Raw genomic sequence first — 23,297 nt, forward strand, 5'->3', positions numbered from 1 at the left:
GGCGCACTAAGTAATACGTAAATTAGCTAACGAAGAAACAACTTATTAAAGGTAACTGCCTGACTTGATGAACACCGCCACCGCCCGCTACGCCGGCCACCTCCGCACCGAAGCCACGCACGTTGCTTCGGGCAACATTATTCAAACCGATGCACCCACCGATAACCACGGCCGCGGTGAAGCGTTTTCGCCCACCGACCTGGTGTGCACCGCCCTGGGCTCGTGCATGATGACGGTGATGGGCATCGTGGCCGACCGCCATAGCCTCGATTTGGTGGACAGCACCTTTGCGGTGATGAAGCACATGAGCACCGAGGCCCCGCGCCGCATTGCGCAAATCAACGTGACGTTCACCATGCCCGCCGCGCTCTCGCCCAGCGACCGCAGCTTGCTGGAGCGCACCGCCCTCACCTGCCCCGTCACACTCAGCCTGCACCCGGACATCAAGCAAAACGTGATGTTTGAGTACAAGTAGAGGGTCAACAGCTGGTTTAACAACTCTCGTCATGCTCATCTGGCGTCCGCTTGCCGAAGCATCTCTCCCGCGTAGCTAACCAATTTTAGTATTGCGGTAGAGATGCTTCGGCAAGCGGACGCCAGATGAGCATGACGTTTTTTAACCTGAACGTCAGCAGACTACTGGGCCACTTTCGCCGATACGTCGGCGAGGCGGATGCCCATATGCGAGGCATCGTAGCGGCATTCGCCGTCCTTAATCAGTAGCAATTGGGGCGACTCGTGCCGGATGCCAAACTGCTCGGCAATCTGGGCTGACAACGGACGGAAGCGCAGCAGGTCGAGGTAGTAGATGGGCACGTTCAGACCGCTATCGGCCCACTGGCGCTCAATCTTGCTTTTAGCGGCCGCACTGATGGAGCAGGTGGTGCTGTGCTTGAAAATGAGCACGGGCTGCTCGTGAGAAGCCTGGGCCAAATCGGTGATTTGCTGGGTTTGGGTAAGCGGAAGCCAGGGGGTTGACATAGAATGGGGGTTGGAAAAGCAATAATCTGGTAATTACCAGCAGCTTGCGGGACTACAGGCCCCGCAAATGCCGGTAACCGGCACGATACACAAGCCGGGCAAGTGCCGCCACTGTGCTACAACAGCTTGCTAACACTTGATTCCCGGAGAGCATTCATTTTTTTTTGCCGGGCGCGGCGGGCCGGGGCCGAGGCGAGGCTTTGCGACGCAACCCCAGGAAACCCACGGGCTTGGCCGGGCCCACTTTCCCGGGTTCAAAATCTACTTCGGGTTCGCCTTTGTTTAAGCCTTTGGCTTGCGGCGGGGCGCTTTGGCCGCGCTTGAGGCGGGCCGGCTTCACGGCGAGGTGGCTGTCTTTGTAGGGCGATTCGGTGCGGTGGGCGTCGCGCAGGGCCTGGCGGTTGGCCGCCTTCAGCTGGGCCGGCTTCTGGGGCTCAATCTGAGCCTGGGCCGCCTGGCCACACAGCAGCATTGCCAGTGCCAGCAGCGCGCTCCAGCAGCTGCTACGGCTTGCCATTGGAAGCGGGAACGGGCGCGGGCGCAGGGTCCGGCGCCATGTCGGGCTCAGCAGTGGGGGCTGGGCGAGCCGGCCGGTGGTCAGGGCTGTAGTTGGGTTTCGCATGGGCCTTGAATTTGAAGAAGTGACGGATGGACTTCACGGGCTTGAAGGGCTTGCGGGCGGGCTTGTTGATGCGCCGCCGCATCAGCTTGGGCTTTTTCATGAGCCCTTGCTTGTCGTAGCGCACCGTGGAGCGTTCGGGCAGGGTCCGCGTTTCGGTAGAGGCCACGGCCATCGGCACCGCGCCGCCGGTGGGCGTCGACACGTCGGTGGCGGCTTCCTCATCAACGGGGGGTCTTTTCTTGAAAAGCCCCGCGGGCTCGTTATTCTTCTTGCGGGCTTTGGCCGCTTTTTGCTGAGCTTTGAACTCCGGCGACGGCTTGGGCGTGGGCAGGCGATAGGGATGGAAAACGCTGTGGTACAGGCTACAGCCTCCCAAGCCTGCCAGCAGCAGCGCCCCCAACACACAACGCACAACAACAGCGGGTAGAAAGTACTTCACCGTAAGGCAGACAGATTCAGAATGTAAGCAAGAGAAAGATACGGCGGCCGGGCGCGAAAATCGGGCCCGGCCAGCGCAGCTCACTTTAGTAATTGCGCAAAGCCTCCACCTGCTCGCGCAGGCGCTGCTGGGGCAGGAAAGCGGCTTCCAGGGGCGGCGCAAACGGAATGGCAGTATCCAGCGAGGCCACGCGGCGCACGGGTGCGTCCAGGTGCTCGAAGCAATTCTCGCCAATCCAGGCCGCGATTTCGCCGCCGATGCCGCCGGTAAGGGTGTCTTCGTGCAGCACCAGCACGCGGCCGTTTTTTTTCACGGTGCGGCGCACGGCGTCCTGGTCCCAGGGCAGCAGGGTGCGCAAGTCGAGGATGTCGGCCGACACCTTCAGCTCCTTGCACACCTGCAGCGCCCAATGCACGCCCATGCCGTAGGTGATGATGCTCAACTCATCGCCCTCCGCGGCCAGCGCGGCCTTGCCGATGGGCGTGGTGTAGTACACCTCCGGCACGGGGCCGCTCAGGCTGCGGTAGAGCATTTTGTGCTCGAAGTACATCACCGGGTTGGGGTCTTCGAAAGCGGCGCAAAGCAGGCCCTTGGCGTCGTGCGGGTTGCTGGGATACACCACTTTCAGGCCGGGCACGTGCGTGAACCACGCTTCGTTGCTCTGGCTGTGGAAGGGGCCGGCGGCGCTGCCGGCGCCGGTGGGCATGCGCACCACTACGTCGGCGTTCTGGCCCCAGCGGTAGTGGCTTTTGGCGAGGTTGTTCACAATCTGGTTGAAGCCGCAGGTCACGAAATCCGCGAACTGCATTTCGACCATGCTCTTCTTGCCCTTGATGCTCAGGCCCAGGCCCGCGCCCACAATGGCCGACTCGCACAAGGGCGTGTTGCGCACCCGCGCCTTGCCAAACTGCGCCACGAAGCCTTCCGTGATTTTAAATACGCCGCCGTAGTCAGCAATGTCCTGGCCCATGAGCACCAGCTCGGGGTAGCGCTCCATGCTCTGGCGCAGGCCCTCCTGGATGGCGTCGATGAAGCGCAGCTCCTTCGTCGCAGTTAAGGGTTGAGAGTTAGGAGTTGAGAGTTGGTCTGCACCGGCTCCGTCAAATCTTACCTTATAACTCTCAACTTTTAACTCCGGCGCAGCCGGCGCGTACATGTCGGCAATTTCCTCCTCTATATCGGCGGTGGGCATGGACACGGCGTCGGCTTCCTGCAAGCCGGCTTCGATGGCCGCCTTGATGGTTTCGCGGATGCTGTGCTTGGCGGTTTCAGTCAGAATCCCTTCTTCGATGAGCCACTTCTCGTAATTCTCAACCGGGTCTTTCTGGGCCCATTCTTCCATCAAGCTTTGCGGCACGTACTTGGTGCCGCTGGCTTCTTCGTGGCCGCGCATCCGGAAGGTGAGGGCTTCTATTAGCACGGGGCGCGGGTTGTGGCGTAGGTCCTCGGCCAGGCGCTTCACGGTGCGGTACACTTCCAGCACGTTGTTGCCGTCGACCTGCACGGCTTCCATGCCGTAGGCCGGGCCTTTGTCCACGAAGGAATTGAAGCGAAACTGCTCGTTGCTGGGCGTGCTGAGGCCGTAGCCGTTGTTTTCAATCACGAAAATGACCGGCAGCTGCCACACGGCGGCCACGTTCAGGGCCTCGTGGAAGTCGCCCTCCGAGGCGCCGCCATCGCCGCTGTAGGTCAGGGTCACTTTGGGGTTTTTGTCGAGCACGTCGGCCAGAGCAATGCCGCCGGCCACGGCCAGTTGCGGCCCCAGGTGCGAAATCATGCCCACGATGTGGTGCTCGTTGCTGCCGAAGTGAAAGCTGCGGTCGCGGCCTTTGGTGAAGCCCGTGCGCTTGCCCTGCCACTGCGCGAACAGGCGCCCCAGCGGCACCTCGCGCCCCGTGAACACGCCCAGGTTGCGGTGCAGCGGCAGAATGTACTCGTCGGGTTCCAGGGCCAGGGTGCTGCCTACCGAAATGGCCTCCTGTCCGATACCCGAGAACCACTTGCTCACCTTGCCCTGGCGCAGCAGAATCAGCATTTTCTCCTCAATCAGCCGGGGCCGCAGCAGGTGCTGGTAGAGGTGCAGCAGGGTTTCGTTGGAAAGGTCGAGGCGGTCGAATCGAAGCGTGGTGGCAACTAACGTCATAGCAGAGCGGGTGGGAGATGCAGGACAAAGGTAGCGGCCAGAACGGCGCCTATATTTGGCTTCCCTTTATCTACCTACCAAACTCATGAATTTACGCTACCTGCTACTCTGGGCCGTAATGCTACTGGGATGCACCACCGTGTACGCCCAAGCTTCTGGCCCCGAAGCGCCGCACTGGAGCTGGGGCGCACGCCTCGGCCTCGGGCAAGGCCGCTTAACCTACGGTAATAACCGCCGGGAGTACGCCGACACTTACCTGAGCCCCAGCGGTGGGCTCACCCTAGGCTACTACTTGCCCAAGCTGCGGGCAAGTGTTCACGCCGAAGCCCTGTACACGACGCGGACGGTCCGGCTCACCTACACCGAAATAGCGGCGGGCACGGCTTACTACGATGTGACGGCGAACAGCCACCACCTATTCATGCCGGTGTACTTGCGCACCGGCAGGCCTTCCAGTCTTTTTCATTTCCTGGCGGGCGCAGGGCCGACCTTCCACCTCGGCACGAACGGGATGCCGGGCGACGCCCCCTACTTTCCGCGGCGGACCGAACTCACCGGTCTCCTGGGGCTGGAGTTGCGCCTGGCCCCGGTACGCCGTACCGAAACCACGGTGGACCTGCACCTGCGGGTGCCCTTCACCCCGGCGTACGAGTACGGAGCGGCAAACACCTATATCCAAGGCGGCCAGGTAATTTACGGACAAAGCCGCACCGCTTCCTACGCCCCATGGCTGGGCCTGACGGCGGCCTTCGCGGTGCATCCCCGCCTCCTGCCCCAAGGCAAGTGAGTCGCCCTTCCCTTCAGACGTGCGTCTTCAGGGGCTCCTACCGGTTCAACTGAATATCAAACCGGCCCTCGGTCAGCTGCACGTGGGCGGGCAGGTCGGCGGTAGGCACGGTGGGTTGCGTGGGCGCGGCGCGCAGCTCAAAGCGGCCCGCTACCACGGGGTGCGCCCCGGTGGTGTCGAGGCGGGTAATGGTGAGCGTGCCGGTCTGGTGGGCACTGGTGGCATATTCCAATTGGCCACTGGCGGTTTCCAGCATGGCGAAGCCGCCGGATTTCCGCTCCGCCGCGCCCAGCTGGTAGACGCCCGGCTTGGTAGCGCCGGCCACCGTGAAGTGAATGTTCGTGACCGGACCGGTTACCTGCAGGCGCCGAAAGGCGTCGATGCGCAGCAAGCCGTTGCGGTGGTGCGCGGTGGGAGTCAGTACTTTTCCGGTGAGGGTGGCGGTGTTGTTGGCCTCCCACACGTCGCCGTTCAGGCGGCAGCCAAGAACGTTGGCGCCGGTCTTGGTTTCGGCGGGCAGCTGCACGGGCTGGGCTTTGGGGTAGAGCTTGTCCAGCGAGTCTTCGCAGCTCAGGAGCAGCGGCAGCAGGAGCAGCAGGCTAGCTTTTTTCAGGAAAGCGGCGGGTAAAGTTGCGAGCATGTGGGTACCGGGGGAAAGCCAAGCGAGGCGGTTTTGAATAAGATGACTCTTGCATCAAATCTTATGCCCCGAATTTCACCAGCCGGCGCTTCTTGTACCTGGCCAGCGTGCCCATCGCAGCGCTTTACCTTAACTTGCCCGGTGTAGCCTCCCTGGCCTTTTGTCCACTGGCCACAGTTCAACAGTCTTTTTCGTGGCCCCTTCCTCTTCCATTTTTCACGCTCTTTTCCGGCGCATCGGCCCCATGCTCCTGGTGGTGGCCGTGGCCTACATGCCCTTGTTCTGGCTGCTGGGCAGCCACCCGGTGCAACAATGGGACGAAGCCCGCACGGGCCTCAACGGCCTCAACATCCTGCGCAACCACGAGTGGCTGGTGATGCGCGACGCCTGCAGCTGCCCGACCTCTGGAACTGCAAGCCGCCGCTGTGGCCGTGGCTGCTGGCCGTCAGCTTCAAGCTGCTGGGGCCTACTGAGCTGGGCTTGCGGCTGCCGGCCGCGCTGGCGGCGCTGGCCACCACGCTGGTGGTGTACCGGGCCGGGCGCCGGTGGCTGGGCAGCTGGGAAGGCGGGCTGCTGGCGGCGCTCATCCTGCTCACCTCGGCCGGCTACGTGCAGGAGCACGTCACCCGCACCGGCGACTTCGATGCCCTGCTCACGCTCTGGACCACGCTGGGGGCGCTCACCTGGCTGCGCTACCTGGCCGAGGGCCGCAGCCGCCACGCCTGGCAGGCGGGGCTGTTTTTCTTTTTGGCGGCCTTCACCAAGGGCGTGGCCGGGCTGCTGTTTGGGCCGGGCTTGCTGCTGGCCACTTTTGCGCTGGGCCAGGGGCAGCGCCTGCGGCGGCCGGCGCCCTGGCTGGCGGTGCTGGGGCTGCTGGCCGGCCTGGCGGCCTGGTACGCCGTGCGCGAGCACGCGGCCACCGGCTACCTGCAAGCCGTGTGGGAATTTGAGTTGGGCGGCCCGGCCCTGAACCAACTGGAGGGCCACACCACGGAAGTGTACTGGTACCTGACCAGCCTAATGGAAGTCAAGTTTATGTTTTGGCTGGTGCCGGCGCTGCTGGCGGGGCTGCTGGGCTGGTGGCTGCCGGCGGGCAGCCCGGGGCGTCTGCTGGCCCGGTTCGTGGTGTGCGTGGCGGGCTCGCTGATGGTTATTCTGGCCTTCACCCAAACCCGGCTGCCGTGGTACGATGCGCCCATTTACCCGCTGCTGGCGCTGCTCACGGCCAGTGGCCTGCTGCAAATGGCCCGGGCCGTGGCAGCGCAGCAGCACTGGCGGCCGGGCCCGGCGGCGCGGCTGGCGGCCGTGGCACTGGTAGTAGCCCTGCCCTACTGGGCGCAGTGCCGGACCCTGGCGCGGTTTTTTGACCGCCGCTACGAAGTGCCGTCTTTGCTGGTGGGCAACCACCTGCGCCACCAGGCGACGACCCTGCCCGCGGTGCGCAGCTACTATCTGGCCGAGGACAGCATTTTCAACGACAGCCCCACTTTTTATAAGGCCGCCATGGAGCGGCAGGCCGGGCACCGCATTGTGCGGGTGCCGCCCCGGAAAATAGCTGAAACCCCAACGGGCCAATTGGTAGTTGTGTGTGGGGCAGCCCTGCGGCGGGCCTGGGAAAGGAAGTACCGCACCCAGCTGGTCCTTCAAACCGATTCGTGCGTAACCCTGCGCCTGAACGCCCGGCCCTAACTTTCGGCCCGGCGGGCAGTAGCGCTAGCGCCCCCGGCTGCCGGGCTTGTCCCTCTTGTATTCGTTCTGTACTTTTTGATTTTATGATTCACTTCACCGAATTCACCCTCGACAACGGCCTGCGTTGCATCGTTCACGAAGATTTTTCTACGCCCATGGCCGTGCTCAACGTCATGTACGACGTGGGCTCGCGCGATGAGGACGCCGAGCACACCGGCTTTGCGCACCTGTTTGAGCACCTTATGTTTTCCGGCTCGGTGAACATCCCCAGCTACGACGAGCCGCTGCAGCGCGTGGGTGGCGAAAACAACGCCTTCACCTCCTCCGATGTCACCAACTACTACCTCTCGCTGCCCGCGGCCAACCTCGAAACCGGCTTTTGGCTGGAAAGCGACCGGATGCTGAACCTGGCTTTCTCCGAAAACGGACTGGAAGTACAGCGCAAAGTGGTGGTGGAAGAGTTCAAGCAGAGCTACCTCAACCAGCCGTATGGGGACGTGTGGCTCAAGCTCAAGCCCCTGGCCTACAACACCCACCCCTACCAGTGGAACACCATTGGCAAGGAGATTTCGCACATCGAAAACGCGGTGATGGACGACGTGCGCGGCTTTTTTCAAAAGCATTACGCGCCCCAGAACGCCGTGCTGGTGGTGGCCGGCGCCGTGAGCGAGGCCGATGTGCGCCGCCTGGCTGAAAAGTGGTTTGGCCCCATTCCCGGCGGCCCGGCCTACCAGCGCCAGCTGCCCACCGAGCCTGCCCAGCAAGAGGCCCGGCACCTCACCGCCTCGGCCACCGTGCCCCTGAGCGCCATTTATAAAGCCTACCACATGCCCGCCCGCGGCGACGACGGCTACCACGCCGTGGACCTGCTCAGCGATGTGCTGGGCCGGGGCAAGTCGGCGCGCCTGCACCAGCGCTTGGTGAAGGAGCAAGCCTTGTTCAACAATATTTCGGCCTCGCTCACCGGCTCGCTCGACCCTGGCTTGCTCATTATCAGCGGCAAGCTCAACACGGGTGTGGACCTGCAGGCGGCCAATGCGGCGGTAGAAGCCGTGGTGGCGGAATTCCTGGCCCAGGACGTGGACGCGCAAGAGCTGGAAAAAGTAAAAAACCAGGCCGAGAGCAGCCTGGTTTTTGAAGAAATCGACTTGTTAAACCGCGCCCTCAACCTGGCATACAGCAAGCTGCAGGGCGATGCCAACCTGGTGAACGACGAGAGCCGCCGCATTCAAGCCGTGACCGTGGCCGACGTGCGCACCGCCGCGCAAAGCATCCTGCGGCCCGAAAACTGCAGCACCCTCTACTACGAGGCGGTGTAGAGCGGAGCGCTCCGGTTATTTTTTAGCCGGGGCGTTGCTGTCGCGGCTGAGCGAGCTGTTGGCCGCCTTCTTGGGCATGGGCTTGCGCGTGCGGTTGTCGTTGTAGCCGCCGTTGGCATTGTAGCCTTCCTGCTTGCGCATGGGTACGCCGGGAGCCAGATACGAGGAGCCGTCTTTCAGGTCCTGCGACACGCCGTAGCCGAAGGGCTTGCCGGTGCGGGGATTGATTTTAACGGATGCCTTGCGGGGGCCACGGGCCGAGTACGGCGCTATTTTCTTGCGCGCGGCGCGGGGCGTGGTTTGGGCGTTGGCATCGGCCAGGGTCATAGCAAACAGCACCACTGAGGCGAGTAACAGGCGTATCATGGACGTATAAATATGGGGGTGGAAAGGAAAAAATCGGGTTAAAACCGCACCAGCTTTTACCATACGAACAAGTGCCTCATAAGTGACACTGCCGCATATGAAAGCCGATGAACCGCGGCTGAATCTCGTTGAGCCAGGCCCAAAGTCGGTTCAACTACCTCTTTTGAGCGTATTCGTACAGGATTGGGCAACAAGGAAGTATCCTCTCACCGGCGTACGATTTGTTCTGCGGTGATAAGATGCTTCCTTCGTCAGCATGACACAGGGTTAGGCGGATAGCTCCTTAGTTGCCGAGCGTGGTTTGCTGGCTTGTGGCCGTTTTGCGGGGCGGGCGCACGCTGTAGGGTACGGGCACTTTGCTGGTGCGAATGTGAACCGGCATGCCAGGCGCGCTGTACACGTTGGCGTTGTCGAGCTCGCCGCGCGAGGGCGTGGCGGCGCCGCCGTAGCCCCAGTCCGTATCGGTGGCCGTGGCCGTGGAGGCAACAGCGGGCTGGGCGTCTTCCAGAGGAGGCCAGCCGTCGTTGAGGGTCGCGGCGGCGGGGGCTTTTGCTACGGCCCGGGTCACTTTCTTCACCTCGCGGCGGGTGGTGCGGGCACTGGCTTTAGCCGACTTGGCTTTGGCCTTGGTGGTAGCTGCGGGGGCAGTTTGGGCACTAGCCTCAGCCAGCAGAAACAACGACAATGCGAGGGTGAATACGGAGCGGAACATAGCTAGGAAAAGAATAGGTGAGTGGTTGCCGAAGACAAATACGAGAACCGTGCCAACTCTCCATCCTGCTCCCTAAACCACGCAAAATGGCCCGGCCAACCCGTTTTCAACGGGTCGGCCGGGCCATTGTAGTTGCTATGCGGGTTGCGGAGCTAGCCGGGAAGCGAGCCTACCAACCGGCGGGGGCAGCAGGAGCCTTTTTCGGGGCTTTTTTGGCGGGAGCAGCCGCTTTGGTAACGGGAGCTTTAACAGCGGGCGAAACTGTGGGCATGGCGCCGGCGCCGCCGCTGGCGTTGGTGCCGCCCATGCTGGCATCGGCAGCCGCGGGAGCCGCCATTTCCATTGCCGGGGCCGGGACAGCGCTGGGTCGTTTGGCGCGCTGCAGGCGGCGCTCCCGGCGCTCGCGTGCGGCGGCTGCGTCGTTGGCCATTACGGTGCGGCCGCTTTGCATTTGAATGGGGGTGCCGGGCGCGGCCGACATGCCCATGCCCTGCGGCACACCGCTGCCACCAGAGGCGCTGCCGCCTACTGCGCCACCAAAGCCAGCGCCAGCCGATGCCTCGGCAGTAGCCGCGTCGGACTGGGGAACGGCGGGAGCTACGGCCTTCTGCATGCCTTTCCCGGTACCAGCGGCGCGGGCCGGGCTGCTGGTACCGGGGTTTTTCTTGGCAGCTTTCTTGGGGGCACCCCAGGAATCGGAAGAGTCCCAGCCACTCTGGGCCGATGCGGTAGCGGCTACCGCCACTATTAGTAGAAGCGAAAGGAAAGTACGTTTCATATCAAATGGAATTAATGTCGTAAAGAATACTAAAGCAACAGGAAGGGCAGGCGGGGGCGATAAGTTCCGGCTACATACGCGAATCGTTCTCTTAGGGCGCACCTATTGCCCTAACTTTGTGGCATGATGCAGGAATCCATTGCCAGCCTTGCGGCCGAAATCGCGGCCGCCGACTTGAGTAGCACCGCCCACCTCGATGCGTTTCGCATTAGCTACCTTGGCCGCAAAGGTCGTTTGGCCGATTTGTTTGACCAACTAAAAACCGTTCCGGCCGAAGAAAAACGTGCCGTGGGCCAGCAGCTCAACGCCCTGAAGCAGCAGGCCCAGGCCCGCTTCGACGAAGCCCAGCAGGCCACCGACTCGGCCACCGACAACACTCCCGCCAACCCCGACTTCGACTACACCCTGCCCCCCGTGCCCAACGCGCTGGGCACGCGCCACCCCCTGAGCCTGGTGCGCGAGGAGATGATGCGCGTATTTGCCCGCATCGGCTTCGCCATTGCCGAAGGCCCCGAGATTGAGGACGACTGGCACAATTTCACGGCCCTCAACTTCCCCGAGAACCACCCGGCGCGCGACATGCAGGACACGTTTTTTGTGGCCCCCGCCGCAGGAACCGCCCCCGATGCCCTGCCGTACTTGCTGCGCACCCACACCAGCACCGTGCAGGTGCGCGTGATGGAAACCGAGCCGCTGCCCATTCGCCGCGTGATGCCGGGCCGGGTGTTTCGCAACGAGGCCATTTCGGCCCGGGCGCACATGATGTTTCATCAGGTGGAGGGCATTTTTATTGACGAGGGCGTGAGCTTCGCCGACCTCAAGCAGACGGTGTACTACTTCGTGCAGGAGTTGTTCGGGGCCGACATCAACATCCGCTTCCGTCCCAGCTTCTTCCCGTTCACGGAGCCCAGCGCGGAAATTGACATCACCTGCCTGATTTGCAAGGGCGCGGGCTGCAACATCTGCAAGTACTCGGGCTGGGTCGAAATTGGGGGCTGCGGCATGGTTGACCCCGCCGTGCTCGAAAACGCCAAGATTGATTCCGACAAATACTCCGGCTACGCCTGGGGCATGGGCATCGAGCGCATTGCCATGCTCAAGTACCAGATTAAGGATTTGCGCCTGTTCACGGAAAACGACATGCGCTTTTTGCGGCAGTTTGAGGCGCTGTAAATCAGCCCTCTCCGAACCATTCCGCCGCTTAATCCATTCTATACAGCTTGCCTAATTCGCAGGCATCGATAAAACCGTGTTTCATGAAGGTTAGAAATCAGACGACCAATAAAGTAAACGTCATCACCCTGGGTTGCTCCAAGAACATCGTGGACAGCGAAGTGCTGATGGGCCAGCTGCAGGCCAACGACTTCGACGTGACCCACGAGGCGGAGAAGTCCGACGCCAACATTGTAATTATCAACACCTGCGGTTTTATCGATAACGCCAAGCAGGAGAGCATCGACACCATTCTGCGCTACGCGGATGAAAAGGCCGCCGGCCGCCTGGATAAGCTTTATGTGACGGGCTGCCTCTCGCAGCGCTACAAAGACGAGCTGGAAGTAGAAATCCCGCAGGTAGACGCCTATTTCGGCACCCTGGAGCTGCCCCAGATGCTGAAGGTGCTCAACGCCGACTACAAGCACGAGCTGATTGGGGAGCGCCTGTTGACTACGCCGCGCCACTATGCCTATTTTAAGATTGCCGAGGGCTGCAACCGCCCCTGCTCGTTCTGCGCCATCCCATTGATGCGCGGCAAGCACGTGGACCGGCCCATTGAGGACCTGGTGAAGGAGGCCAAGCGCCTGGCTGCTCAGGGGACCAAGGAGCTGATTCTCATCGCCCAGGACCTGACCTACTACGGCCTGCAGGCCTACGGCGAGCGCAAGCTGGCCGACCTGCTCCGCAACCTGTCCGACGTGGCCGGCATCGACTGGATTCGCCTGCAGTACGCCTACCCCTCGCAGTTCCCGCTGGATGCGCTGGACGTGATGGCCGAGCGCGAGAACATATGCAAATACCTCGACATGCCCCTGCAGCACGGTTCCGACAACATGCTAAAAAGCATGCGCCGGGGCATCACCAAGCGCCGCACGATTGAGTTGGTGGACACCATTCGGCAGCGCGTGCCGGGCATTGCCCTGCGCACCACGCTCATTAGCGGCCACCCCGGCGAGACGGAGCAGGACTTCCGCGAGATGTACGATTTTGTGGAGCAGACCCGCTTCGAGCGCTTGGGCATTTTTACTTACTCGCACGAGGAAAACACGCACTCGCACACACTGGTAGACGACGTGCCCGCTGAGCTGAAACAGGAGCGCGCCGACGCCATCATGGAGCTGCAGCAGGGCATTTCGATGGAGCTGAACGAGGCCCGCGTGGGCGAGACCTACAAGGTGCTGTTCGACCGCAAGGAAAGCGGCCATTTTGTGGGCCGTACCGAATTCGACTCGCCTGAAGTAGACAACGAAGTGCTGGTGCCGGTGGAGCGCGACACGTTTGTGCGCCTGGGCGATTTTGCCAACGTGAAGATTACCGCAGCCACGGACTTCGACCTCTACGGCAAGCTTGTCTGAGCTGCAGATTGGTCGGATTGCCCGGATTTTGGTACTGATTTGAATCCGGAATTTTTGATTGCACGGCTGGTTTCAGTTGGAATGTTTAGGGGAAAAAGGCAGCCAGGAGGCTGCCTTTTTTGTTAAAGCCCGACCTTCGTTCTTTCACGGCGTATCAGGCACGGCCCAGGGCCGTCTCCCAAAGCCGAAAAACCCGACCAATCCGATAAATCCGTGGTTCAGACACTCTCCTATGCCGAAACCGGCGCCTTTTCCGGTCTCCTGACCGACTACATTGCCCAGAAGCCAGAGTTGGCGCCCTTTTACCACCGCTTTCCTTCGCTGGAAAACGTGGCCGCTCAGCTGGAGGAGAAGAAAGCCGCCTACACCCCGGAGGCCCGCAAACGCCTGGTTTCGGCCCTGCGCGACCAGTACGGGCTGGCCCCCGAGCCAGAGCCCGCCATTGAGGCCAACCTGCTGCTGCTGGGCGAGCCCACCACGTTCACCGTGACCACCGGGCACCAGCTCAACCTGCTCACGGGGCCGCTGTATTTTATTTATAAGATTGCCACGACCATTAAGCTGAGCCGCCAGCTGAAGGCAGCGTACCCACAGTACGATTTTGTGCCGGTGTACTGGATGGCGACGGAGGACCACGACTTTGCCGAAATCAACCACTTCTCGCTCTTCGGCAAAACGTATTCCTGGGACGCGGCCACTACCGGCGGCCCCGTGGGCCGGCTGCCACTCGACGGCTTTGCCGAGCAGCTGCTGAGCCAGCTGCCGCCCGAGGTGCCGGCCGCTTTCCACAAAGCGTATTCGACCTCAAAAAACCTGGCCGAAGCCACGCGCAAGCTCACCGATGCCCTGTTTGGAGAGTTTGGCTTGGTGACGCTGGACGCCGACCGACCCGCCCTGAAACAGGCGCTGGTGCCGGTGCTGGAGCAGGAAATAGCAACGCAGGCGTCCAACACCGCCGTGCAGGCCACCAATGCCCGCCTCACCGCCGCGGGCTACAAGCCGCAGGTGTACTCACGGCCCATCAACCTGTTTTACATCACCGATGCCGGCAAGCGCGAGCGGCTGGAACCCGACGCTACCGGCGCCGATTGCGTGGAGGTAAGCATCCAGAACACGGCGCGCTACCACACCCAGGCCGAGCTGCTGGCCCTGGCCCGGCAGCACCCCGAGCAGTTCAGCCCCAACGTGGTGCTGCGGCCGGTGTACCAGGAGCTTCTGCTGCCCAACCTGGTGTACATCGGCGGGGCGGCCGAGGTGGCGTATTGGTTCCAGCTGAAGGACGTGTTTGCGGCCTTTGGCGTGCTCATGCCCATCGTACTGCCCCGCAATTCGGCCGAGTACATCAGCCGGGCCAATGCCGGCAAACTGAAAAAGCTGGGCCTGACCACCCCCGAGATATTCCGGCCCTTAGCGGACCTGAAAAAGCAGGTGGGCGCCGCCCTGGGCCAGGAAGAAATCAGCTTCAAAGACCAGCAGCAGGCCCTGGCCGCCGCTTTCCAGCAAGTGCAGGACGTGGCCCAGCGCCTCGACCCCACGCTGGTGAAGACGGTGGCCGCCGAAGCCCAGAAAGCCGCCGCCGGCCTCGCGGGCCTCGAAAAGCGCCTGAGCAAAGCCGCCGAAACCAAGCACGAAACCGCCTACACGCAGCTGGCGGCCCTCAAGGAGAAGCTCTTCCCGGGCGGCGGCCTGCAGGAGCGCAGCGAAAACGTGCTTAGCATCCTCATCAACAACCCGGAGTTTATTCAGGATGTGGTGAAGGCCTTTGAGCCGCTGGCGCTGGAGTTCACGGTGCTGGAGGAGAAATAAATACGCGGGGGGAGGCCTGTTCTTTGCATCCCAAAAACAGGTCTCCCCTCCCACTGAGCTGCCATCCGCTTTCGCAATCCGCCGGCTTCAGAGAGCCTCAACAGATGACCACCAAAGCCACCCTGCGCCGCGCCGCCCTGGCCCACCGGGCCGCCCTGCCCGCAGCCGAGGTGGCGCAACGTAGCACGCAGGTTTGTGAGCAGCTCTTCCAGCATTTTCCGGTGGCGCAGTGGCGCTGGCTGCACGTGTTTCTACCGCTGGCCAGGCGCAACGAGCCCGATACCTGGCGCATTATCCGCCGGCTGTGGTCGGAGGAGCTGCCGGTGCGGCTGGCCGCGCCCGTGGTCCAGCCCGACGGCATTTCCCTCAAACACTACGAGTTGACGCCCGCCACTCCGCTCCTGGAGAACCGCTGGGGCATTCCCGAACCAGTGGCGGAAGCAGCGGAAGTGGCGCCCGCGCTGCTGGATGCCGTGCTGGTGCCCCTGCTGGCCGTGGACGAGGCCGGGCACCGCGTGGGCTACGGGGGTGGCTTCTACGACCGGTTTCTGGCCCAGTGCCGGCCCGGTGCCCTGTTTATTGGGTTCAGCCTGCTTGATGGGCCGCCGCTGGCCCGCATGGCCGATGTGCTGCCCACCGATGTGCCCCTGCACGCCTGGCTGACGCCGGGCAGGGTGTGGCGGTTTTAGCACATCTGTAAATAACGCGGCACACAGACATAGTAGTATGCCGCTAAAAATTTATTTTTCGGGGCTAATATTCTCGCAATAAGGCCGTAAGCCGTTGCGTTGGTCGGGTATCTTTCACACTGTGCTGATTGAGACCATGGCAGAAATGCAGCGACATGCGAACGGGCCACCCCGGCCGGGCAAGCGACGAACACGGCAGGTGTCGACCAGCGTCGACACGATTCCGAGGGTGAAGCCGAGGGCATCCCCGGCAGGAAAGGCCAGGTGAATTCTGACAGGGAATTCACTTAAAAACTGGTACCCAAGTCGATATCAACTTTCTTAAAACCGCTGCCTTATGATGACCAATGCCCAGCTGGCCACGGCCAGCCTCGACGACATCGTGTTCGATGGTCGCAACCGCCACTACGGGGCCTACCAGCTCCGCGCCACCTACCAGCGCCACGTAACGCGCGCGCTGCTCATTGCCACCGCCTTGTGCGCGCTGCTGTTGCTGCTGCCGTATGTGGCGCAGCTGCTGAAGGCCGAGACGCCAAACGTGGCCGTGACCGAGGTACTTATCAATCCCATTTTACCGCCGCTGGGGCCCGACGTAGTGCCGCCCCCCGTGCCGCCCGCCGCCAAGCCGCCCGTACAGCCGCCCCAGCCCCCCACCGTCAAGGACCTCGTGCCGGTGGTGGTAGTGGACAAGGACGCGCCCAAAGAAGACGAGGTACCGGAGCGCAACCTGTTGGCCACCAAGGCATCCGGCCAGCAAAACATTGCCGGCGACTCCAGTGCTTCGCCTGATGCGACTCCCGCAGAGCTGGGCCCGCCCACCGGAAACGCCGCGACGGGCGAAACGGTGAAAGGGAAGCCTTACCTGTCGGTAGAGCAGATGCCCGAGCTGCCCGGCGGCGGCGGCACCGCGGCCATGGTGGCGGCCATTCAGCGCACCGTGAAATATCCCCGCCAGGCCCTGACCAACGGCATAGAAGGCAAAGTGTTCGTGAGTTTCACCGTGGACGCCAAAGGCGAAGTAATCGACGTGGCCCTCGTGAAAGGCCTGGGCTTTGGATTGGATGAAGAAACCATGCGGGCCATCAAAGCGCTGCCCAGGTTCATTCCAGGCCGCCAGAACGGCCGCGATGTTAGCGTGTCGTTCACGGTGCCCGTTACCTACCGCATCCAATAGCGAAAGCTATAAGAGCTCAGCATGACGTTATTTTTTTCTCTGATAGCCTACTGAAATGGCATTACTTGGCTCTCGTTCTCCCCCGCCCTGTTTCTTCCACGTTGGCAATGCGGGCCTGGCCCCAGGGCGCAATGCTCACGCGCACGCGCAGCGGGTGCAGGCGGCCGGCTCGTTCGAGGCGCAGGCCGCTGCCCTCGGGCACGTAGTAGCGCTCCAGGTTGAAGCGCAGGGCGAAGGAAGTGCGGTACACGTTCGTGACCCAGCCGCGCAGCACGGCCTGGTTGGCGCCCGGCTTTGGGGCCCTGGCATACACGCCGATGGGCGCGCTCACGCTGTCCGGGCCGGGGGCCAGCAGCACGAACACGGCCTGCCGGCGGCGGGGCGGCTGGGCCGGGTCGCGCCACAGGCGCAGGGGTGTTTCGCTGATGTTGTAGCGCAGACGCACAAAGTCGCCGTAGAGCAAATCGCGCGGGTCGATGGGCGTGGTGGTGAGGATGATATTCTGCCCCAAGGCCGCCGTGGCATAGCCCGCGGCCGCCACGCCCAGCACGTACAGCACCTGGGCCGCAACGAGCAGGCGCAGCAAGGGTCGGCGGCGCACCGGGTCGGCGGCCCAGGTAAACGGGTTAGTCATGGCGCGGCGGGGTAGTGGGCGGAGATGCCGGGGCGTTGGGAACGGGGGTTCCGGCCTGCTGGGCCACGGGCGGGGCGGCGGCGGCCAGCACCTGGGCATTGCGGCGGCGCAGGTACCAGCTCAGGCTGAGCAGCAGCACGCCGCCCAGCAGGAAAAAGAGCGACTTGTCCAGAAAGGCCCAGGTCAGCTTGAAATATGCCACCATGGTAGCCGCCACAAATAGCACCGCGCCGATGGTGAGCTGCTCGGGGTCTTCGTCGCGGTGGGCGCGCACCAGCACCGAGCCGGCGTGGGCATACAGCACCACCAGCGTGGCCACCGCCAGCGGCAGCCCGCCCGGCAGGTAAAACCCCGGCAGCAGCAGCAGCCAGTCGGGCAGCGTGCCGAGCCGGCCCCGCGCCCGCTTGCCGGCCACCGACAGCGCCAGCACCGCGCCCAGCGCCGCCAGGTAGGGCAGCAGCGGCGGCCGCAGCACGTTGGCATAGGTATCGGTTTCGCCAAAGGTGGCCAGCCCGAACATGAACAGGTAGGCCGCCACCAGCGGCGGCCCCTGCAAGGCCCGGCCCCCCGCCCGGTTGGGTTGCCAGTCGCCGGCCGCGTAAACGAGCATGGCAGGCACGAAAAACCAGGTAATTTTGGCGTGCAGCACGATAATCAGCAACCCAGCTTGCCACAGCAGGCCCGCGGCCAGCACGGTGCTGCTCACGGCATCGGGGCGGCGCCACCAGTAGTAGCCCATGCCGCCGGCCACCAGCAGGGCCGTGGCGTAGCTGAAGCTGCCCAGCGCCTGCACGCAATAGGTTTGCACGGCCGCCCCAATCAACACGGTGAGCAGCACCAGCAGGCGCGAGCCGTACACGTAGCTCAGGGCCACGCCGGCCACCACCCAGGCCACCAGGCCGCTCACGTCGTAGCCCACCAGCTGGTAAAGCTGGCTGGTGAGAATGATGCTAGCTCCGAACAATATCAGCCCCAGGCCAATGAGGCCGTGGCCCACATCGGGGTTGCCGCGCCGCAGGAAGTAGGCGCCAGCTGCGTAGGCCCCCGTGAGGCTGCCCAATAGCAGCGCCAGACGCAGCACCTCGGGCAGGGCCTGCCAGTTGGCCGCCACCAAGCTTAGGCCGCTCAGGCCCACCAGGAGGCTGCCCAGCACCGGCAGCAGGCCCAGGGCCTGGGCCTCGGGCGGGTAGCGGGCCAGCAGCAGTTGCCGCTGCTCTTCGCTGATGAGGCCGTCGGTGACCCAGGCGGGGCCGTCGGTTTCGAGAAATTTACGGGACAAGCGCGTGACGGAGTGAGGAAGTGACCGAGGGCAGCCAGCCGGCTGCATTGCAAAAGAACATCATGCTTCCTTTACGCAGCTATTCCCTCGCTCATTCGCGCTGCCGCGCCCGCGCTGCTTCGCGGTTGGCCGGGCACGGCGGCGGTGCCTGCGTCGTGGGCCGTCGTTCGCACTTCTACCTTTGGGACTTTGGCGGCGGGCAACCACCCGACCGGCGTGGGGACGCGAACTATAAAATTCGCGCTACACCCTGTTGCGTAATATCATTTACTTATTCACCCGTTCACTCATTGCCCAAATGGCCCGCATCAAAGTAACCCTGCCCGACACCTTCTCATTCACGACTGAGATTCCGGTGCGCATCACCGACCTCAACTACGGCGGGCACCTCGGCAACGACGCGCTGCTGAGCATTCTGCACGAGGCACGGGTGCATTTCCTGCGCTCCATCGGCATGGAAAGCGACTATGACCCTATTAGTAAGCTCGGCCTCATCATGGTGGATGTGGCCATTGAATACAAGGGCGAGGCCTTTCACGGCGATGTGCTGCGCATCCAAATGGCCGCCGCCGACCTCAACAAGTACGGTTTCGACGTGGTGTACCACGCGCACAACCAGGCCGGCAAGGAAATAGCCCGCGCCAAAACCGGCATGCTCTGCTTCGACTACAACGTGCGCAAACTGCGCCTGCTGCCCGAGGAACTGGCGGCGCGGGTGGGCCCACCAAGCCAGTGAGTAAGCAAGCGTACATTTGAAATTCTACCTCCCAAAACGTCACATGTCTTTTCTCCTACGCCCCTTGAGCGCATTGGCCGCGAGCTGCTGGCTGCTGGGCATCCAACCGGCAGCAGCACAAGCACCTCAACCCACCCCGCCAAAGGCCGTGTATACCTACATCGACCACCCACCACAGCTGGCCGGCAAGGGCGGAGTCCCGGCCATTTCGGCAGCGGTGCAGCAGCAGCTGGCGTATCCGCCCCGGGCGCTACGGGACGGCGTGGCGGGCCGGGTCTTCGTGGACGTGCTGGTGTCCACCGATGGGGCCGTTTCCGAAGCCAAAGTGGTGAAAGGCCTGCGGCCCGATTGCGACTCGGCTGCGGTAGCCGCTGTGCAGCGCCTACCGCGCCTTTCGCCCCCCCGCATGAACGGCCGGGCGGTGTACTACAGCTTCACGCTACCCGTCGTATTCCAGGCCCCGGCTGCGGCTAGCAAACCCTAAAGCAGGAAGTAATCCTAGCCGGGGCTTTCGCGGGAACCCAACGCCCTGTCGGCTTGTATCTTTGTGCTATGTTACTTGAACTGCCCCTCGCCCCTACGCCCACCAAACGCGACATTCGCAAAACTTCGCCCGACGACCTCAAGGCGTTTATGGTGGAGCACGGCGAGAAGCCCTTCCGCGCCAAGCAGGTGCTGGAGTGGCTGTGGAAGAACACCGCCGCCACGTTTGAGGAGATGAACAACATCTCGGTGACCACCCGCGAGCTGCTGGCCAGTCACTTCGTGATAAACGGCGTGACGGTGCAGAACAAGCAGCTCTCGAACGACGGCACCATCAAGTCGGCCTTCCGGCTCTACGATGGCAACGTGGTGGAAGGCGTGCTCATTCCGCACGACACGCGCATGACGGCCTGCATCAGCAGCCAAGTGGGCTGCTCGCTCACGTGCAAGTTTTGCGCCACCGGCTACATGGACCGCAAGCGCAACCTCGACGCGGCTGAGATTTACGACCAGGTGGTGCGCATCCGGGAGCAGTGCGAAAGCCAGTACGGCACGCCCCTCACCAACATTGTGTACATGGGCATGGGCGAGCCGCTGCTCAACTACGCCAACGTGGTGGAAAGCGTGCGCCGCATCACCGCGGCCGATGGCCTGAACATGGCCCCGCGCCGCATCACCATCAGCACGGCGGGCATTGCCAAGATGATAAAAAAGCTGGCTGATGACGACGTGAAGGCCAACCTGGCCCTCTCGCTGCACGCGCCCACCGACGCCAAGCGCAACGAAATAATGCCCATCAACGAGGCCAATTCCCTCGCCGCGCTGAAAGAAGCCCTGCAGTACTACCACCAGAAAACCGGCCGCAAAGTCACGTACGAGTACATCGTGTTCGATGGCTTCAACGACGGGCTGGACGATGCCGAGCACCTCGCCAAAATAGCGAAGTGGCTGCCCTGCAAGGTGAACCTTATCGAGTACAACCCCATCGAAAACGCCGACTACCAGAACGCCGAGGCCGACAAAATCACCGCCTTCCACAAGTACCTGGCCGACCGCGGCGTGCAAACCAACATCCGCCGCTCGCGGGGCAAAGACATTGACGCCGCCTGCGGGCAGCTGGCCGTGAAGGAGGAGAAAGTGGCATCGGAATAACGGTCAACCATTTCATAAAAAAAGCCGCTGGTGTACTACCAACGGCTTTTTTTGTGTTTCAGGATTTCGACTATTATTTCACACCCTTACCGAAGCGGAACGTGAAATCGTAGTAAAGCGGTATGATGTACGAGGTGACAAATTCGCCCCCCTGGCGGTAAGTCCGGGTGGTGGTGACGTACTGGCTGCCGTCGTATTCGGTGTAGCTCTTGGTGCGGTCGTGGGGGAAGGTGGCCACGTAAGCGGCGCCCAGGCCCAGACTGGTGCGGCGCCAGTTGATTTTGATGCCGTAGAGCCCGCCCATTCCGGCCTTGGAATCGGCAATGATGTAGTTTTCGCTGATGAGCGACACCCGGCGCGACACGCGCTTTTGGCCGCCAAACTGCAAAATAGGAGTAGAGCCGACTTCGCCTTCAAAGAAGCCGTAGCCCAGGCCCGCTGTCACGTTGTTGTCGGCCGAGCCGTAGGTGGCCGCGCCGTAGAGTATGCCCGCGCCGTAGGATTTGTCCAGGGTGCCGCCGAAGTCCGGAATGCGCAAATAGAGCGCCCCGATGCCAACGTGCACCTTGCTGCTCACCGGGATGCTGAACTTGGGCGTGAGGAGCAGGAACTGATTGCCGATGCCCACGCCGGGAATAACCGACACGTACCCGCCGAGGGAAATATTGTCGGTGATGCCGAAGTTGCCACCTATCAGGTAGAGGCTGACGGCCTGCAGTGAGTTTTCGCCTTTGCGCAGGCCGCGGCCGGTGGGGGCAAAAAAGAGGCGGTTGCCGTTGCCAATGTCGAAGTAGCCGGGCTTGTTGCCTACGCCGGCAGCGGCCGGCCCCTGCAGGTCGGCGCGGCGAATTTGGGTGCGCTCCAGGCTTACGCGGCCCATCTCCTGGGCGTCGAATTCCAGCTTGTCGAGGCTCATGCTTACCAGCGTGCCGGTGAAGGAGGTGCCTTTCATCGTTTCGACGCGGTAGCTGCGGCCCAGCAGGTAGGTTTCTTTGGGCAGCGGGGCGGCGGCCGGCGGCAACGCCGGAACGGTGGGCGGGGCGGTTTGGCCGTGGGCCGTGGTGCCGGCCAGGGCCAGCGCCAGAATCAATGCGCGTAAAGTCTGTTTCATGGGGAGGTAGTTTTCCCCAAAGATGCTGTGTTTACCCGCTATGATTGCAAAAAACTATTTACAAAAAAGGACTTTACAGCACCGGATTCAAACACAAAACTTAAGACTATTCTCGCCGTATACTGTTCACAAAGAATTGATTGCATACTAGCAAAACAATCAAATCAGCAGGAATTAAAGGATATTAGGGGCTGAAATATTTTACCCGCGCCAGCTGCCGGTAGAACGGGGCCGGCCGGTGGCTTTTTCTTCTTCTGACTCGCCGGGGGCGTATTCCTGCAGCCGCACGCGCACGGCGTGGACTTTAGGCTGCACTTTTTGTCCGTAAGCATCGGCAAACTGCTGGGTAAACTCGGCCCCGAAGAAGATGATGAGCGACGAATAGTTGACCCACAACAGCAGCACAATGGCCGAGCCCGCCGCTCCAAACGCCGAGCCCGGCTCGGCCTTCGCAATGTAAAAAGCAATGAGAAACTTGCCAATCACGAACAGCAGGGCCGTGATGAAAGCGCCAATCAACACGTCGTTCCAGCGGATGATGGCATCGGGCAGAAACCGGTAAATTAGGGCAAACAGCAGCGTGGTCACGCCCAGCGACAAGGCAAAATCGACCACCCGAATGGCTATTACGCCTATCATGGGCAGCAGTTCCTGCAGCCAGCCCGTGAACGCACTCAGCACAGCGCTTACCACAAAGGAAATGAGCAGCAGCAGGGCCACGCTAAGAATCAGCCCAAACGACAGCACCCGCTGCTTAATGAAAGCGCCGATGCCGATGCCTTCGGTTTTCACCTTTAGGTTCCAGATGTCGTTGATGCTTTCCTGCAGCGTAACAAAAAACGTGGTGGCCGCAAATAGCAGCGTGCTGATGCCGATGGCCGTGGCCACCGGGCCGCGCTGCTGCAAGGTAAATTTGGCAATGCTGTCTTGCAGAAACTTGGCAGATTCCGAGCCCACCAAGCCTTTCAGCTGCCCGTAGACCTGGCCCGTCAGGGCCTCGCCGCCGAACACCGCGCTGGCCACCGTGATGACGATGAGCAGCAGCGGGGGCAACGAAAAAATGGTGTAGTAGGATAGAGCGGCCGCGTGCCGAAAGGAATTGTTGTTGCCGAACTCCCCGGCGGATGATTTGAGGACGGCCAGAACGTCAGAAAACTTATAATGTGCCATGCAGCGGGAAATAGTTA

General features: G+C 62.4%; 24 protein-coding genes. 12 read left to right on the forward strand and 12 right to left on the reverse strand.

Annotated features, from left to right (window positions below):
- Window positions 1–67 precede the first annotated feature (67 nt).
- Window positions 68–475 (forward strand): OsmC family protein, encoded by a 408-nt coding sequence (locus tag BEN47_RS15190; RefSeq protein WP_070729349.1) that lies wholly within the window; start codon window positions 68–70, stop codon window positions 473–475.
- A gap of 161 nt (window positions 476–636) precedes the next feature.
- Here BEN47_RS15190 and ytxJ read toward each other — a convergent pair whose 3' ends face one another.
- The 4 genes from ytxJ to BEN47_RS15210 all read right to left on the reverse strand — a co-directional run bounded on the left by ytxJ (window position 637) and on the right by BEN47_RS15210 (window position 4,185).
- Window positions 637–981 (reverse strand): bacillithiol system redox-active protein YtxJ, encoded by a 345-nt coding sequence (ytxJ, locus tag BEN47_RS15195; protein WP_070729351.1) that lies wholly within the window; start codon window positions 979–981, stop codon window positions 637–639.
- A gap of 154 nt (window positions 982–1,135) precedes the next feature.
- Entirely contained in the window at window positions 1,136–1,498 is a 363-nt protein-coding gene (locus tag BEN47_RS15200; RefSeq protein WP_125921707.1) for a hypothetical protein, read from the reverse strand.
- Window positions 1,485–2,015, reverse strand: a complete 531-nt coding sequence (locus BEN47_RS15205; protein ID WP_125921708.1) for a hypothetical protein — start codon at window positions 2,013–2,015, stop codon at window positions 1,485–1,487. The genes BEN47_RS15200 and BEN47_RS15205 overlap by 14 nt, the downstream gene beginning before the upstream one ends.
- A gap of 112 nt (window positions 2,016–2,127) precedes the next feature.
- Entirely contained in the window at window positions 2,128–4,185 is a 2,058-nt protein-coding gene (locus BEN47_RS15210; protein WP_070729356.1) for an alpha-ketoacid dehydrogenase subunit alpha/beta, read from the reverse strand.
- An 85-nt stretch (window positions 4,186–4,270) separates the two neighbouring features.
- Here BEN47_RS15210 and BEN47_RS15215 point away from each other — a divergent pair, with 85 nt between their 5' ends.
- Window positions 4,271–4,972, forward strand: coding sequence for a hypothetical protein (locus BEN47_RS15215; RefSeq protein WP_070729358.1), 702 nt, complete (start codon window positions 4,271–4,273; stop codon window positions 4,970–4,972).
- Between the two features lie 37 nt (window positions 4,973–5,009).
- Here the strand turns inward: BEN47_RS15215 and BEN47_RS15220 are convergent, their stop codons facing one another.
- Entirely contained in the window at window positions 5,010–5,612 is a 603-nt protein-coding gene (locus tag BEN47_RS15220; RefSeq protein ID WP_070729360.1) for a Riean_0653 family protein, read from the reverse strand.
- Between the two features lie 366 nt (window positions 5,613–5,978).
- On the opposite strand from BEN47_RS15220, the gene BEN47_RS15225 reads away from it, so the two are divergent.
- Window positions 5,979–7,301 (forward strand): ArnT family glycosyltransferase, encoded by a 1,323-nt coding sequence (locus tag BEN47_RS15225; RefSeq protein WP_070729361.1) that lies wholly within the window; start codon window positions 5,979–5,981, stop codon window positions 7,299–7,301.
- A gap of 83 nt (window positions 7,302–7,384) precedes the next feature.
- Entirely contained in the window at window positions 7,385–8,620 is a 1,236-nt protein-coding gene (locus tag BEN47_RS15230) for a M16 family metallopeptidase (RefSeq protein ID WP_070729363.1), read from the forward strand.
- A gap of 15 nt (window positions 8,621–8,635) precedes the next feature.
- On the opposite strand, the gene BEN47_RS15235 is transcribed toward BEN47_RS15230, so the two are convergent.
- From BEN47_RS15235 to BEN47_RS15245, 3 genes are all read right to left on the reverse strand, one after another.
- On the reverse strand, window positions 8,636–8,986 hold the full coding sequence (locus BEN47_RS15235; protein WP_070729366.1) for a hypothetical protein: 351 nt from the start codon (window positions 8,984–8,986) through the stop codon (window positions 8,636–8,638).
- A 283-nt stretch (window positions 8,987–9,269) separates the two neighbouring features.
- On the reverse strand, window positions 9,270–9,698 hold the full coding sequence (locus BEN47_RS15240) for a hypothetical protein (RefSeq protein WP_070729367.1): 429 nt from the start codon (window positions 9,696–9,698) through the stop codon (window positions 9,270–9,272).
- 169 nt (window positions 9,699–9,867) lie between these two features.
- Window positions 9,868–10,476, reverse strand: a complete 609-nt coding sequence (locus BEN47_RS15245; protein WP_125921709.1) for a hypothetical protein — start codon at window positions 10,474–10,476, stop codon at window positions 9,868–9,870.
- A gap of 126 nt (window positions 10,477–10,602) precedes the next feature.
- On the opposite strand from BEN47_RS15245, the gene pheS reads away from it, so the two are divergent.
- From pheS to BEN47_RS15270, 5 genes are all read left to right on the forward strand, one after another.
- Window positions 10,603–11,649, forward strand: coding sequence for a phenylalanine--tRNA ligase subunit alpha (gene pheS, locus BEN47_RS15250; RefSeq protein WP_083322479.1), 1,047 nt, complete (start codon window positions 10,603–10,605; stop codon window positions 11,647–11,649).
- 83 nt (window positions 11,650–11,732) lie between these two features.
- Window positions 11,733–13,046, forward strand: coding sequence for a 30S ribosomal protein S12 methylthiotransferase RimO (gene rimO, locus BEN47_RS15255; protein ID WP_070729374.1), 1,314 nt, complete (start codon window positions 11,733–11,735; stop codon window positions 13,044–13,046).
- Window positions 13,047–13,259: 213 nt separating this feature from the next.
- The gene (gene bshC, locus BEN47_RS15260; protein ID WP_070729376.1) at window positions 13,260–14,852 is read left to right on the forward strand and encodes a bacillithiol biosynthesis cysteine-adding enzyme BshC; all 1,593 of its coding nucleotides are present in this window, start codon (window positions 13,260–13,262) and stop codon (window positions 14,850–14,852) included.
- 104 nt (window positions 14,853–14,956) lie between these two features.
- Window positions 14,957–15,541 (forward strand): 5-formyltetrahydrofolate cyclo-ligase, encoded by a 585-nt coding sequence (locus BEN47_RS15265; protein ID WP_070729378.1) that lies wholly within the window; start codon window positions 14,957–14,959, stop codon window positions 15,539–15,541.
- Between the two features lie 337 nt (window positions 15,542–15,878).
- Window positions 15,879–16,715, forward strand: coding sequence for an energy transducer TonB (locus tag BEN47_RS15270; RefSeq protein WP_083322467.1), 837 nt, complete (start codon window positions 15,879–15,881; stop codon window positions 16,713–16,715).
- Between the two features lie 61 nt (window positions 16,716–16,776).
- Here BEN47_RS15270 and BEN47_RS15275 read toward each other — a convergent pair whose 3' ends face one another.
- Together BEN47_RS15275 and BEN47_RS15280 are read right to left on the reverse strand one after the other, a co-directional pair.
- Window positions 16,777–17,349 (reverse strand): GDYXXLXY domain-containing protein, encoded by a 573-nt coding sequence (locus tag BEN47_RS15275; protein WP_158011042.1) that lies wholly within the window; start codon window positions 17,347–17,349, stop codon window positions 16,777–16,779.
- Window positions 17,342–18,628: a DUF2157 domain-containing protein gene (locus BEN47_RS15280; RefSeq protein WP_070729379.1), complete on the reverse strand. Its 1,287-nt coding sequence runs from the start codon at window positions 18,626–18,628 to the stop codon at window positions 17,342–17,344. The genes BEN47_RS15275 and BEN47_RS15280 overlap by 8 nt, the downstream gene beginning before the upstream one ends.
- A 253-nt stretch (window positions 18,629–18,881) precedes the next feature.
- Here BEN47_RS15280 and BEN47_RS15285 point away from each other — a divergent pair, with 253 nt between their 5' ends.
- The 3 genes from BEN47_RS15285 to rlmN all read left to right on the forward strand — a co-directional run bounded on the left by BEN47_RS15285 (window position 18,882) and on the right by rlmN (window position 20,999).
- Window positions 18,882–19,364 (forward strand): thioesterase family protein, encoded by a 483-nt coding sequence (locus BEN47_RS15285; RefSeq protein ID WP_239691626.1) that lies wholly within the window; start codon window positions 18,882–18,884, stop codon window positions 19,362–19,364.
- A gap of 43 nt (window positions 19,365–19,407) precedes the next feature.
- Window positions 19,408–19,848, forward strand: coding sequence for an energy transducer TonB (locus tag BEN47_RS15290; RefSeq protein ID WP_083322470.1), 441 nt, complete (start codon window positions 19,408–19,410; stop codon window positions 19,846–19,848).
- 68 nt (window positions 19,849–19,916) lie between these two features.
- Window positions 19,917–20,999, forward strand: coding sequence for a dual-specificity RNA methyltransferase RlmN (gene rlmN / locus BEN47_RS15295; RefSeq protein WP_070729384.1), 1,083 nt, complete (start codon window positions 19,917–19,919; stop codon window positions 20,997–20,999).
- A 73-nt stretch (window positions 21,000–21,072) separates the two neighbouring features.
- Here rlmN and BEN47_RS15300 read toward each other — a convergent pair whose 3' ends face one another.
- Both BEN47_RS15300 and BEN47_RS15305 read right to left on the reverse strand, forming a co-directional pair.
- The gene (locus BEN47_RS15300; RefSeq protein ID WP_125921710.1) at window positions 21,073–22,110 is read right to left on the reverse strand and encodes a hypothetical protein; all 1,038 of its coding nucleotides are present in this window, start codon (window positions 22,108–22,110) and stop codon (window positions 21,073–21,075) included.
- 201 nt (window positions 22,111–22,311) lie between these two features.
- Entirely contained in the window at window positions 22,312–23,280 is a 969-nt protein-coding gene (locus BEN47_RS15305) for a YihY/virulence factor BrkB family protein (RefSeq protein ID WP_070729388.1), read from the reverse strand.
- Window positions 23,281–23,297 lie beyond the last annotated feature (17 nt).

This window comes from Hymenobacter lapidarius, from assembly GCF_001816145.1.
Taxonomy (GTDB): Bacteria; Bacteroidota; Bacteroidia; order Cytophagales; family Hymenobacteraceae; genus Hymenobacter; species Hymenobacter lapidarius.